The organism is Neobacillus niacini NBRC 15566 (assembly GCF_001591505.1).
Taxonomy (GTDB): domain Bacteria; phylum Bacillota; class Bacilli; order Bacillales; family Cytobacillaceae; genus Neobacillus; species Neobacillus niacini.
Genome location: NZ_BCVA01000031.1, coordinates 1 through 13,824 on the forward strand (window position 1 = coordinate 1; position 13,824 = coordinate 13,824).

13 protein-coding genes are annotated in these 13,824 nt (G+C 41.0%); 2 read left to right on the forward strand and 11 right to left on the reverse strand.

Annotated features, from left to right (window positions below):
• Positions 1–133 precede the first annotated feature (133 nt).
• Complete coding sequence (locus BANA01_RS19550) at positions 134–1,033, reverse strand: LysR family transcriptional regulator (protein WP_063254335.1); 900 nt, start codon at positions 1,031–1,033, stop codon at positions 134–136.
• 157 nt (positions 1,034–1,190) lie between these two features.
• Here BANA01_RS19550 and BANA01_RS19555 point away from each other — a divergent pair, with 157 nt between their 5' ends.
• A complete protein-coding gene (locus BANA01_RS19555; RefSeq protein WP_063254336.1) occupies positions 1,191–1,802 on the forward strand; it encodes a chromate transporter in 612 nt (203 codons plus the stop codon).
• Positions 1,803–1,820: 18 nt separating this feature from the next.
• On the forward strand, positions 1,821–2,363 hold the full coding sequence (locus tag BANA01_RS19560; protein ID WP_063254337.1) for a chromate transporter: 543 nt from the start codon (positions 1,821–1,823) through the stop codon (positions 2,361–2,363).
• A gap of 48 nt (positions 2,364–2,411) precedes the next feature.
• Here the strand turns inward: BANA01_RS19560 and lacD are convergent, their stop codons facing one another.
• The 10 genes from lacD to BANA01_RS19610 form a co-directional block, all read right to left on the reverse strand.
• Positions 2,412–3,419 carry a tagatose-bisphosphate aldolase gene (lacD, locus tag BANA01_RS19565; RefSeq protein ID WP_063254338.1) on the reverse strand — a complete coding sequence of 336 codons (1,008 nt, stop codon included), beginning with the start codon at positions 3,417–3,419 and terminating at the stop codon, positions 2,412–2,414.
• 14 nt (positions 3,420–3,433) lie between these two features.
• Positions 3,434–4,369 (reverse strand): tagatose-6-phosphate kinase, encoded by a 936-nt coding sequence (lacC, locus tag BANA01_RS19570; protein WP_063254339.1) that lies wholly within the window; start codon positions 4,367–4,369, stop codon positions 3,434–3,436.
• Positions 4,366–5,532, reverse strand: coding sequence for an N-acetylglucosamine-6-phosphate deacetylase (gene nagA / locus BANA01_RS19575; RefSeq protein ID WP_063254340.1), 1,167 nt, complete (start codon positions 5,530–5,532; stop codon positions 4,366–4,368). Before nagA ends, lacC begins: the two co-directional genes overlap by 4 nt.
• Positions 5,533–5,551: 19 nt before the next feature.
• The gene (locus tag BANA01_RS19580; protein WP_063254341.1) at positions 5,552–6,718 is read right to left on the reverse strand and encodes an SIS domain-containing protein; all 1,167 of its coding nucleotides are present in this window, start codon (positions 6,716–6,718) and stop codon (positions 5,552–5,554) included.
• Positions 6,719–6,734: 16 nt separating this feature from the next.
• Positions 6,735–7,604, reverse strand: coding sequence for an ROK family protein (locus BANA01_RS19585; RefSeq protein WP_063254342.1), 870 nt, complete (start codon positions 7,602–7,604; stop codon positions 6,735–6,737).
• Positions 7,605–7,631: 27 nt separating this feature from the next.
• Complete coding sequence (locus BANA01_RS19590; protein ID WP_063254343.1) at positions 7,632–8,876, reverse strand: anaerobic sulfatase maturase; 1,245 nt, start codon at positions 8,874–8,876, stop codon at positions 7,632–7,634.
• Positions 8,877–9,162: 286 nt separating this feature from the next.
• Entirely contained in the window at positions 9,163–9,921 is a 759-nt protein-coding gene (locus BANA01_RS19595) for a carbohydrate ABC transporter permease (protein ID WP_235847186.1), read from the reverse strand.
• An 89-nt stretch (positions 9,922–10,010) separates the two neighbouring features.
• Positions 10,011–10,958: a carbohydrate ABC transporter permease gene (locus BANA01_RS19600; protein WP_063254345.1), complete on the reverse strand. Its 948-nt coding sequence runs from the start codon at positions 10,956–10,958 to the stop codon at positions 10,011–10,013.
• 59 nt (positions 10,959–11,017) lie between these two features.
• Positions 11,018–12,271 carry an ABC transporter substrate-binding protein gene (locus tag BANA01_RS19605; protein ID WP_063254346.1) on the reverse strand — a complete coding sequence of 418 codons (1,254 nt, stop codon included), beginning with the start codon at positions 12,269–12,271 and terminating at the stop codon, positions 11,018–11,020.
• A 226-nt stretch (positions 12,272–12,497) separates the two neighbouring features.
• A complete protein-coding gene (locus BANA01_RS19610) occupies positions 12,498–13,772 on the reverse strand; it encodes a Gfo/Idh/MocA family protein (RefSeq protein WP_063254347.1) in 1,275 nt (424 codons plus the stop codon).
• Positions 13,773–13,824: the final 52 nt, after the last annotated feature.

Consider the following 13,824-nt stretch of genomic DNA (forward strand, 5'->3'; position numbering starts at 1 on the left):
TTTGTCCTCAATACCCCACATTGAGGACATTTCCTTCTTCTCACTCAGCCGATTTGTCCTCAAGACCCACTTTGCCTGCAGTCTTAACCTATGTATTGCTGACACCGTAAAAAAGCTACGATATCGAGTAGTGCTACGATATCGAGGAGTGACCCCCACCATTTTGAATGAACTCTAAGAACTGCGAAACGCCAATCTTATTAAAGCGTTGCTGTTTTTTAACAAGCCATAGGTTCCTAGATATGACGACACCTTCAATCCCTACTTCTCGTAACAATCCAAGCTGCAGTTCTCTAGCAACCGTTAATCTTGGCAGAATACTGATTCCTAGTCCTGCTTCGACGGCACTTTTGATTGCCTGCGTACTGCCTAATTCCATATAGCTTTCCATTTTTTCTACTATCCCATGTTCTCTTAAGGAGTTCTCCACAATCAGTCGTGTTCCAGATCCAGATTCCCGCCAAATCATCCGTTCATGAATCAGCTCTTCAATCTGGATTTGTTCTTCCCATACATGTTCCGGTGAACAAACCACAATGAGTTCATCGTCAGCGAATTTCTCAACGATAAATTCCTTATTCTCAACCAGTCCTTCTACCAGGGCCATATCGATGACATCATTCGATAAGTCTTCCAATACTCCTGGCGTGTTTTTTATAGTTAACGTCACTTTAATATCGGGTGTTTGTTTTTTATAACGCCCTAATAAGCTCGGTAATAAATACTCACCGATTGTAAAGGATGCACCGACATGGAGGTTTGTATGATACTCACCCATTGCCTGTTTGATGCTTTCCTTGGAACGATGAAAATCATGAACAATGGATTTGGCAAATGGATATAACATTTTTCCAGCACCTGTTACCTTCAGCTTTCCATCGGTTCGATCAAATAACAATGCACCATAAAAATTTTCCAGCTGGTGAATTTGTCTTGTTACAGCAGGCTGAGAGACATAGCTTAATCTTGCAGCCTGACTAATACTTCCTTCATCTACGACTAAACAAAACATTTGCAGACTCTCTATATTCAAAAAACTCAACCTCCACAAAACAACTATCTTCTCTAGTATTATATTCCACAGGCTATACGTTTTGGTTATAGCCCATAAATTTATTGCAATTTACCCTTCAAGCCAGGTCTGATAACCTAAGTATATAGATTCTTATTCCCGCACAGGAGGGATAAACATGAAAGAAAGTTGGAAAACACTGATTGAAATCTTTTGGACCTTTTTTAAAATAAGCCCTGTTACGTTTGGAGGGGGCTTTGCCATGGTCCCTCTCATCGAAAGAGAAATAGTAGAAAAACGAAAATGGCTGGACAGTGAGGAAGTAGCAGATGTGTTTGCTTTGTCGCAAACGATTCCCGGATCGGTGGCCATTAACTGTGCCACTTTTGTTGGCTATAGAGTTGGCGGAGTAAAAGGAGCACTAGCCGCAATGATCGGGGTTTCACTGCCCACTTTTTTAATCGTTCTCGCTTTAGGAGCGTCCTACCTTTTCATTCATGATCATCCAAAGCTAGAAGCGGCATTTGTATCGATAAGAATCAGCATTGTAGCCATTATTATCTATGCAGCCATTAAAATCGCCAAAACAGCGATTGTTGACAAAACCACCTTCTTTATTACGCTTACAGGGGTTCCGGTATTGTTTTTTGTTCATCCAACCGCCGCCATTCTGCTCGGAGCCTTAACCGGTGTTGTAGTGGTTTTTTCAAAGAAAAGAATGGGCTACAAACATAAGAAGAAAAAGGATCCTGCCACGAACCCTGATTATTTTATGGGGGCTGGAATCTAAGAACAAGGAGGACTAAGCATGGTGTTATGGGAACTATTCCACACATTTTTTTACATGGGGTTTTTCTCCTTTGGAGGAGGATACGCCATGATGCCCTTTATCGAAGCAGCGGTTACAAAATACGGCTGGATGTCCTCCGAACAGTTAACCAATATGATTGCGATTGCTGGTATGTCCCCGGGTCCAATCGCTGCCAATAGTGCGATTCTAATAGGTTATTCAACAGCAGGAATCAGCGGTGCCATAATAGCTGCTGCAGCCATCTTACTTCCCTCATTGATTTTAGTCCTCATTGCAGCTGCCTTTTTTGTAAAAATGCACCACAATCCCTTGGTAGAAGCAATGTTTTATGGGTTAAAGCCGCTTGTTACTAGTTTAATTATCTTCGCCGCAATAAGTTTTGCCCAATCTAATCACCTTGTTGCCATCAATGGATCTTTTCGTTCCATAAGCTTATGGATCATCTTTGTCCTATCCTTATTCGCCTTATTAAAACTTCGTTGGAATCCTATCTATGTAATTGTTCTTTCTGGGCTGATAGGAATAACGCTCTATTCATAAGACAAACAACGAAAGGCCGGTTCTTAATGAACCGGCCTTATTACTAGCTTAAGAAGATACAAGATTACTATTTTGAACCTTATCAAACCAGGAGCTCGCTGATTCTTTCAAAACAACATTAAGTTCTTCAATATTCTTTTTGCCCACGACTTGTAACCATTCACGACCTGCTTGTTCTCCGCCGGAAGCAAAAGGAGCCACACCTTCTTTCCAAGTTGCACGGCCGCATAATACGCCATTAAAGCTGGAACCTGATTTCTTAGCAAATTTCAAGGTCTCTTGGAATAATTCAGCACTTACTCCCGCACTTAAAAAGATAAATGGCAGGTCTGTTGCTTCACTTTGCTCTTTAAAATACGCTGCAGCTTCTTCTTGACTATAGACGGTTTCACCTTCCGTGTAACCTTCAACAAAGTTCATGTTGACAGGAACTTCTACTTTCAAGACATCCACATGGTACTGCGGTTTGGAAAATTCCCTCATCGCCTCAATCACCTTATGCGGCTTCACTTTGGCATACTCTTTACTTTTTACATCCTCATTCTCGGCGTCATACGATACGATTTCTAAGAAAAACGGAATATCTTCAGCCACACACTCCGCTCCGACTCGTTCCATATAAACATGTTTATAATCATTGATTTTCTCATTTTCATCCACATCATAGTACAATAAAAATTTAATGGCGTCGGCCCCTGCCTCTTTTAATCGTTTCACAGACCATTCTGGTAATAAATCAGGCAAACGGCCCACGGCTGTAGCGTCATATCCTGTCTTTTCATAGGCAACTAATAATCCAGCGTCCTTGCTGCGGACTTTTGCCGCCGGAAGTCCATATTCTGGATCTAATAGAATCGCAGTAGAGTAGGGTGTTAATTCTTCCGAAACCAATTCTTTAAAGGTGATAATGCCTTCATCTCCGACATTATTCGTACTTCCCGCTGCAATCATTTTTTTTAATGACCCGCGCTGGTCAATTGCTAAAGCTCCTATCACACCATTTTCATCGGATAAACGTTTTAAAGCTGCTAGTTTGTTTTGTGTTACTTCTATCATTGGTATTCCTCCTATCAATCTATTCTTTCAACCATTACCAAATCATAATATTGGTCAAACTTGTTCATGTTTATTGAACCGGTTCCTGCTTCCATCGTATTAAGCATTCCTGTCGTCATAGCGGTTTTAAGAACTTCCTCGACAGGCAGATTCCGATTCAGTGCCACCGCTAACCCTGCAACGGTAGCGTCTCCAGAGCCGACTGGATTCACCACATCTATTTTTGGGATGGCAATCCGGTAGTCATCACCAGCATGCCTTACAAATGCACCATCCTTACCCATCGAAACGACAATCCAGTCAATTCCTTTAAATAACCCCTGATCCAAAGCATGTTTCAAACTGCTGATCCTGCCATCTACCTCAAAGCCAAGAAGTTGAGACAATTCCTCCGTATTGGGCTTGATCGCCAATGGTTTTTCTTTATGTAACAAGGCTTTTCTTAATGATTCACCAGAGGTGTCTAGTAGAACGGGAACTCCCTTTTTCTGACTCAACGTTAGCATTTGTTGATAAAAGTCAGCCTCCAGCCCCTTTGGTAAACTGCCTGAAATCGTCACAAATGAAACCTTAGACAACAGGTCATTAAACTTCCCTAGAAAATCTGCCCCTTCTTCTTTCGTTAAGGTTGGCCCAGATTCTAAGATTTCCGTTTGCATGCCTTCATGAAGAATGGCGATACAATTTCTCGATTCTTTTTCAATTTTTAAAAAGTCACTGGGAATATCGCTTTTATTTAATTCTTGAACGATGTAGTCGCCGATTGTTCCGCCGAGTACCCCCGTTGCCAGGACATCTTCTTCCATTTGTGTGATCACGCGGGCAACATTTAAGCCCTTGCCTCCCGCCGTTTTCCGCACATTTTCCACACGATTCACACCATCTAGCTTGAATGCTTGGAGGTGATAGGAAATATCAACAGATGGATTCATGGTGACCGCTAAAATCATCGCACTCCCTCTTTCTGTACTTGATAACGGCATACTCCATCAAGGTACGTTGCAAGTAATTCGAGATTAGGATTCAACACAATAAAGTCGGCACTATAGCCAGCGGCAATCTTCCCGCATTCCCCATCCATCCCAATGCTTTTAGCGGGAGCTGTACTCGCCATATAGATGGCTTCCTCGGGTGTCGCAATTCCCCATTCGACGACATTTTTAACGGCATCCTTTAATTGCAAAATACTGCCTGCTAAGCTGCCTCCTGGTATTCGGGCAGCTCCGTCCTTCACCTCTACAGGGAATTCCCCTAGCTGATAGTTTCCTTCCGGCATGCCTCCAGCCATCATACAATCAGTTACCAGTAGAGTTTGGTCTCTTCCGCGGGCATTCATTAAGATGTTGGCCGCAGCAGGATGAACATGGTGTCCATCACAAATGATTTCGGCAAAAACATCTTTTAGGTTCATTGCTGCACCAGCCATCCCCGGCTCACGATGGTGCAGGGGACTCATTCCATTGAAGGTATGAACAAAAATGGTTGCGCCTTTTTCAACTGCATGTTTTGTTTGTTCATACGTTGCATCGCTATGCGCTAACGCCACTGCAATCTCTTCTCGAACAGCATATTCAATAAATTCTGCTGCACCCTTTCTTTCGGGGGCAATCGCAATTTTTCTAACCAATTGTTTGGATTGTTTCTGCCATGTTTTTAATTTTTCAATTGAAGGGTCACAAAAATATTTCGTGTTTTGCGCCCCTTTATGTTTTTCGGTAAAAAACGGCCCTTCTAAAAATATCCCCTTAATTTTTGCTCCACGAACTTTTGTGTAGTGGGTACCAATCATTTCAACCACAGTATTCAAGTTTTCTGCTGAGGAGGTTAAGGTTGTCGGTAAAAAGGACGTTACTCCGCAGGAAAGGAGCCCCTCAGAAATCTGATTCAACCCTTCAAAATCACCGTCCATAATATCGTGATTTAAAAATCCGTGAATATGTGTGTCCACTAAACCAGGAGCAATCCAATGACCTGTGTAATCAATGATTTCTGCTGCCTTATCTGGCAAAACCTCCGAAAAATCACCGAATCTTCCGTCTTTTATTTTTAAAAAACCAGGACCTGTAACCATTCCCTCAAGAAAAAACTTATCTGCGTAGATAAAACGTTCCATGCCTATTTCCCCTATCATGTTACTGATATTCGTAAATCGTTACGCCTTTAACCACCCTGTTTACCGTTCCTGTCGGGGAAGGGGTATCCGGTGTATTCCCTACCTTTATCGAAGCAAGCAATGAAACGGTTTGCCCAATCATGACAAAAGGTAATGCCAAGTAGGCATCTGGTATCGACCCGGCCTCGCTGCCGAATGAGAATGTGTGCCCATCATAATTGATGTCTCCATCCACACCGATGGCACAAATGTAACTGGCCATGTTATCCTGCTGCATTTCTTTTAAAATATCTAAATCATATTTACGTGTATAAGGGTGGTTGGAAACAAATACAAACACTAATGATTTGTCATTCACAAATGATTTAGGGCCATGGCGGAATCCCAATGGTGAATCATAGGCCGTAACAATTTTTCCCGCGGTTAACTCTAGTATTTTCAATTGCGATTCTCTTGCTAATCCCTCTAAACTGCCAGAGCCTAAGTAAATGATTCTGTCAAAATCACAATCGATTATTTCTTGAATAGCTTCTTCTCTTCGTATAACACTTTCACCCATTTGACGAATGGTTTTCACAATTGACCCTTTCTCTTCCATCGACAAAGGATCAAAAACAAGTAAGGCCGTTAACGCCATGCAAGTATAACTTCCGGTCATGGCAAATCCCTGATCATTCGATCTTTCAGGCATCAAGAGCAATAAATTATTCTCATCACCTTTAGCCAGTTGTGCTAATTTACCATCCTTTGCACAGGTAATGGTCAATTGATACAAGTCGGTTACGATTTGCTCAGCTAATTGTACGGCAGCGACACTTTCCGGGCTGTTGCCGCTTCTAGCAAACGAAACCAGTAATGTTGGAAACTCTGCTTTTAAATACTGGTAAGGATTTGACACTAAATCGGTCGTCGGAATACTGAGAATTCCCCACTGGTTTTCATCAATTTTGCCTTTTAGATAAGGTGTGACCGTTTCACCGACATAAGCAGATGTTCCAGCGCCTGTAAAAATGACTCGCACTCTAGCATGCTTCATCGATAATTTCAGGAAAAACTCTTCTATCTCTCTGCTTTTTTCTGTATACAAGGCATAGGCTTCATCCCATAACTCTGGCTGTTGTTTTATCTCTGCCGTTGTGACCGATGCACCTAATGGCACTAATTTTTCACTGCTTAATGTAAACATAATGACTCACTCCTTATTAGATTCTTTCGAATACGCGCAATCCTGCACCAATAACCCCATTATTTTGCGCCAGTGTACTGATGCTCATTTGGTCTAATAGGTGCTGCTGTTCAGAAATTTGATAGGTTTTTAGCTTTCTCTTGATTAACTCAAGCAGAAAAGGATTATTTACAATAACACTGCCGCCAAATACCATTTTGTGCGGGTCTATTAAACTAGAAATGGAATAGAGCCCTTGTGCTAAATGATTGGCTGCCTCATCGATGATGGACTGAAATTCCTTTGACCCGTTTACAAATCCAGTAAAGACATCCTTAGTCGGAACCCCTGCTATATTTTGAATCCCTGGACCGGCGGCGATTTTTTCCAGCCGTTCATTGCCCTCTTTCGAAAGAACCGGAATCAACCCCAGTTCACCGGCGAATCCAGCTCCTCTCAAAAAGGAACCATTATGGATGATAGAACAAGAGATTCCTGTACTGAGCGTCACATAGACAAAGGTTTCATTACTTTTTCCTTGTGCCGCTTTCCACTCCGCAAATGCTGCCATATAGACATCATTGTCCACGGTGGTTGGTATGGAGCCAAATTGCTCCTGCAGGCGAGCAGCAATCGGAAACTGCTGCCAAGGTAAATTGTTTTGAAAAATAGCGATACCGTTCTCGCGATCAACCTTTCCTGGTACCCCGACGCCGATACCTTCAATTTCTGAAAATGAAGTTCCACGAAGAACTTGTTCTACCGCTGATACGACTTGTTTAAACATACTTTCTCGGTCGGAAGGATCGCTTTTCACTTCCTGACGGTAAAGCAATTCTCCCGCTTCCGAAATAATTCCCGCTGCAATCTTTGTCCCGCCGATATCAAGCCCGATGGCCTTTTTCATCTCTCTCACCTCAACAATCCAATTTGTCTATTTTATTAGCAGCGCTTCACAGCACTTCTTAAACTTTTTCCCGCTGCCACAAAGGCAATAATCGTTCCTTTCGGGCTTCCTACGACCTGATTGAAGATGATTGCTCAGCCATTGCCGTTTTATATTTTCTGCAAGCCTTTCCATTCTTTCATGTGCATAATCATAAATTTGGAGATAACTATTGCAAAAATAATCCGGGTGGATGGCTTCATCCATTTGCCGATTTCTCGGGCAACCTCCGTGGCATAACTTCAAATACTTACAGCTTTTACATTTATCCGGTAAATTTGGTTTCAAACTTAAAAACTCAGAATATATCGGACTAGTTAACAAATCCGAAAGGTCATCTTCCCCAACATTCCCCAGCTTATAGTCATCATTAATATAAAAATCACAAGGATAGGCATCTCCGTTTTGTTCAAGGATAAGCGTTTTCGGGCATGATTGGCGGTGTACACACAATTCAGCTTCCTGGTGTAAATAAACACTCAGCATATTATCAAAAAACCGAACAGAGGTCGTCGGATTACCATCGTTATACCAAAGGTCAAAGGCCTCACATAAAAACTGGCCATATTGCTCTTGGGAAATCAAATATCGCCCTGGCTTATTTGGTTCTTGGGCGCGGAAATCCATGCAAGGAATAAACTGAACATGTGAAAAATCTTCACTCTGATAAAACTCCATCAGTTCTTTTGCCCGCCCAACATTGTTTTCTTGGACGACAGTGAGAATATTAAACTCTACCTGATATTTTCGTAAGAAATCGATCCCGCGCATCACTCGGTCATAGCTGCCCATTCCATGACCAGTGACCCTTCTGGCATCATTGATATCCTTCGGTCCATCGAGGCTGACACCAATTAAAAAATTGTACTGTTTAAAGAACTTTGCCCAATCCTCGGTAATAAGGGTTGCATTGGTTTGCAGCACGTTACTAATGATGGTATTTTTAGGTGCGTACTTAGCTTGTAAGAAAACAACCTGTTGGAAAAACTCCAGCCCGGCAAGAAGAGGCTCCCCCCCTTGCCAAGCAAAGGAAGCAACGCCATTGGATAGGGACATGTATTCTTTTATAAACTTTTCAAGAACGACCGGATCAATTTTGTCTATTTTTCCTGGCTGCCCGCCGCAGCCACTATAGTAGCAATAATCGCATGCGAGATTACAAGCCTCTGAAACAGTTTTCCACATGACACCGATTTGGCCATGATTCTTGGAAGTTAAACATGCTTGCGCCATTTTTGGTCCTCTCCTTACAGAAAATGAAGATTACTATTCTCATCATATCCGCCCACCCTTGCGGGGGATGGGTTGTTGGTACAAGTTATCTTTTTAAAAAACTCATAGACACCAGACTATGAGTTTTTTAGAATATCATTTATTCAGAATTGAAATGGCCGCAAACATGACCTTCAAACCGAAACTTTCAATCTTATTAAGGTTAATTTTACATCACAAAACTTGTTGGGTCAACCCAACGAAAAAGAACTTTTTTGATCTTTTTGACTTTTGAATGCTTGTCTATTTATTTTCCGCCTGTGACGGCAATTCCTTCAATAAATTGTTTTTGCAAGATGATAAATAAAATCAACATTGGCAGGATAGCTAAGAAGGAACCTGCCATCAGGATCGGATAATTAGTTAAATATTGACCTTGCAGCGATGACAACCCCACAGAAAGAGTCATCGATTCAGGAGAACTATTCACAATCATCGGCCACATTAATTCATTCCAACTCCAAAGAGTAGTGAAAATACCCAATGCAACCAATCCAGGTTTGGCGAGAGGAAGCATAATCTTCCAGTAGATTTGGAAGTGGTTACAGCCATCGAGTCTAGCTGCTTCCTCCAGTTCTTTTGGAAGTCCCATAAAAAATTGACGTAGCAGGAACGTACCGAAAGCGCTAAACAATCCAGGGACTATCACCGCTTGCAAAGTATTCAACCACCCTAATTTCACCATAATCATATATTGCGGTAATAAAAACACTTGTCCAGGAACCATTAGCACAGATAAGGCGAGCATAAACAAAATATTCCTGCCTGGAAATTCAATCCGGGCAAAAGCATAGGCAGCCAACGAACAGAGAAACAACTGCCCTGCGGTTCGTAAAATGGTCACAATAAAGGTATTATACATAAATTCGAAAAAGGGCAGCAGCCCAAAGACCTCTTTGTAATTCCCCCATTGGAAATCCTCCGGAATAATCACAGGCGGGACATGAATAGACTCAGCATAGGTTTTTAATGAGGTTAAGATCATCCATAAAAAAGGTAAGACCATTGCCACCGATCCTACTATAAGGACAAAATGGATAAGGAATGTTTTATTATTCAAAAGCTGTTTCGATCTTTCCAATGATTATCCCTCCTTTAGTCATAATGAACCCACTTTTTCTGTAAGACCATCTGAATCGCTGTGATGATCAGGATAACAGCTAATAAGAGAACAGCGATAGCTGCAGCGTATCCCTTATCATTTAATACAAACGCATGCTGATAGAATAAATACACAATCGATTGTGTATTTTCCAATGCTGTACTGCTTTTTCCAATCATCATGAAAATTAAATCAAATACTTGAAATGCCCCAATGAGCGACATAATGCTTACAAAGAAAATAACAGGAGAAAGCAGTGGCAGTGTGATTTTAAAGAACACCCTGATGGGACCGGCCCCATCCATTTCCGCTGCTTCGTAATAGGTCTTCGGAATTCCTTGAAGCCCAGAGAGGAAAATGACCATGTTATAACCGATTCCACTCCAGATGGCTACCACAATAATCGAATATAAGGCAATTTTCGGATCACTCACCCACTGTGGTCCCTTAATTCCGATTAATGATAAAAGATAGTTTAGCAGGCCGTAATCGGAATTATAAAGCCATTTCCAAACCATCGCGATCGCAGCCGGCATGGTAATGACCGGCAAGAAATACAATGTCCGATAAACCGATTTCCCCTTAATATTCTGGTTCAGGAGAACAGCTATTAAAATAGAAAGGAAAATTCCAATTGGGACAGTAAAAATAATATATATTGCTGTATTCTTGAACGATTTTAATAGATTCGTATCCTCAAGCATCCGCTTATAATTATCTAACCCCGTCCACTCATACTGTCCAAATGCTCCCCATTCGGTAAAACTAAAGTAAAAGGTCTGAATGATGGGCCACAGGTAAAAAATAACCAGGCCTAACATGAGAGGAGTAATCATAAGATAAGCCCAAAAGTAATCCGATCGTTTCCTTGTCTTTGCTAAATTAGAAACCTTAAATTTTTGATTTGCTTTTACTTCAACCTCTAAAGGAAGTTCCTTCACTATATTCCCTCCTTTTTAGAAAAAAGAAGAGAAGAATTTAATTCTCCTCTTCAATTTTTCTATTTCTTTGATAAAGCCTCATTTGCCTTTTTCGTTAACTCTTTTACAGCATCTTCGACACTTTCTTCCTCACTCCATGCCTTCTTAAGCACATCTGTTTCATACTGCCAGATTTCCCCTGTGCTTTTCACACTCGGCAGTGGAACAGAGTATTCAACACCATCAATATAGGCTTGAAGGTTTAAAGTTGGAACGGCTTGAATCCAAGCTTCCTGTGTACCATTATAAGCAGGAATAACGGTACCTGTTTTTGCAAACACTTCTGCTGCTTCTTTGGAGCCCAGGAACTGGACAAACTTCCATGCAGCATCCTTGTGCTTTGTATTCGCTGCAATAACATTGGATAACCCATGAATAGCTACCGCGCGCTGTTTGCCTTTTGGCACAACAGCAACGTCCAAATCAGGATTTTGCTTATACTCTGGAACCATCCAAGGTCCATCAAACATCATCGCGATTTTCCCTGAAGCGAAGAGTTCAGAAGCAGCTGTTTCCGTCATTTGCGCTTGGGTTGGAGATAAGCCTTCTTTAATAAAACTGATATTGTATTTAAGTGCCTCAATTGCCTCAGGTTTATCAAAACCTACAGATTTGCCATCTTCAGAAATAATATAACCGCCATTTTGCCAAATGAAATCATAATAACCGCCTTGGTTGCCCATTAAAGCTGCATAACCCCAAATACCCTTATCCTTATTTGTCAGTTTTTCAGCAGCTTCCTTTAACTTGTCCCAATCCCAAGTTTCATCTGGATATGGCACACCTGCTTCATCGAAGATTTTTTTGTTATACCATAAGCCTGTTGTATCAAAATCTTTTGGAATACCATATACTTTTCCATCGACTGTATAAAGATCAATTAATGATTCCGGATAATTATCTAAGCTAAAGTTATCTTGCTTTGCAAGCTCACTAAGCGGAAGAATAACCTTCCCTTCAGCATATTGCTCAACATGTGCACCATTCATCCACATAACATCTGGCAAGGCACCCCCAGTGGCTGCTGTTTCAAGCTTTTGGAAATACTGACCATACGGAGTTAGCTCTGTTTTCACTTTAATGTTTGGATTTTCTTCGTTAAATAACTTAACGATTTCTTCTATGGCAGGAACTTGCTTCTTATCCCAAAAACCATATGTGATTTCCACTTTTTCATCTTTTGTATTACCTGAAGTTGTATCACTATCACTGCATCCAGCTAACCCAATTAATCCGAAAATGACAGTTAAAAGCAATAGTAGCCACTTTTTCATCCTATTTCCCTTCTTTCATATAATGTTTTTAGTAGATTACTAGCGAAATACTTCTAGTACTAGAATTCCCCTTTGATAACCCTTACATTTTTTCATTTTTACTCTAGCTAAATTAAATTAGAAAGACATACGAAATCTGGTTTGGATAACGATAACCACCTCCCTAGGTAACAATCTTAAACAGCTGTTTTTATTGAGACATTCTGAAAAACAGGAGGTGAACAAATTAAGATTTTATACTTTCTACTAAACTAGTATAGTAATCGTCAATATTAATCGATTGACCATGATTAATCCTAGATTCTTCCGCAGCAAATGCCATTAGGTGACTTCTTACTGACGCAGACGCATTAGAAACACTGTCTTCGTTATTTCCATATTGAATTTCCCGCAGGAATGTTCTCATAATTCCATTGTCTCCTCCACCATGTCCTCCAATAGGATTGTCAAACTTTATGACCGTTTCCTGTTTCGAGAGGAAATCAAATATCGAAATGCTATTTTCCTCCATATTTCCACGTATCTCACCTTTTGTTCCCATAATTTGAACAATTCGTGTTTGTTCCCTCGTGAAACCACACATACTAAAGGTCGCTGTAGCCCCACCCTCGAATTCCATATTCACTACTTGATGATCCACTACATCATTATCGGAGTGGTATACGCAAATTCCATAAGGTGTTTCATTTAAGGCTTTTATGATCCCTTCATTCGTATCGTCTTCCGTAAATTTCTTCGCCCATCCTTTGCCTTCACCAAGATAATACCTTCCAGCATGAAAAGGACATTCAAGTTCGGCAGGACAGCCCTCTAAACATCTCTTCGGTGCCCCAAGAGGTGCATTTTCTTCCTTAAAATGCATAAGAGAGCCATAGGAACTAATCCGCTTACAATCCTTCCCCATCACAAAAGAAATAATATCCATATCATGACAAGATTTTTGAAGGATCATCGGGCTCGACTTATCCTTATTATTCCAATTGCCGCGTACAAAGCTGTGAGACATATGCATGACTTCTACATTTTCATTTAATTGCAGGGAGACTACCTCACCGATTTCTCCTTTGGAAATAATGTTCTTAATCGTAGACCAGAATTCTGTATACCTCAAAACATGACCTATCGTTAGCTGCCGATTGTATTTTTTAGCTGCTTGTTCCATCGCAATGCACTCCACTGGATCGGGGGACATCGGTTTTTCTAAAAGAACATGATAACCTAGCTCCAATGCCCTCATAGTCGGTTTATAGTGATTTCGGTCAAGTGTACAAATAATCGCGATATCTGCTATTTTTGATTCTGGTTTTAATATCTCTTCCCAGGACTCATAACAATGTGCTTCGGAAATCTGATGTTCCTGCTTAATTTTCATTCTTCTTTCTTGGTTCGGATCTGCCACACCGATAATAGTAAGTTCATTCGGATGACTTAAGGCATAAGGTGCGTATGCTCTTGCCCCTCTGTCCCCTGCTCCAATAAGGATTGCCGTCATTGGTTTCATTTTAAACACTCCCATTTTTTATTTTCCAATCATTTTCCCGTTATTATCCAAA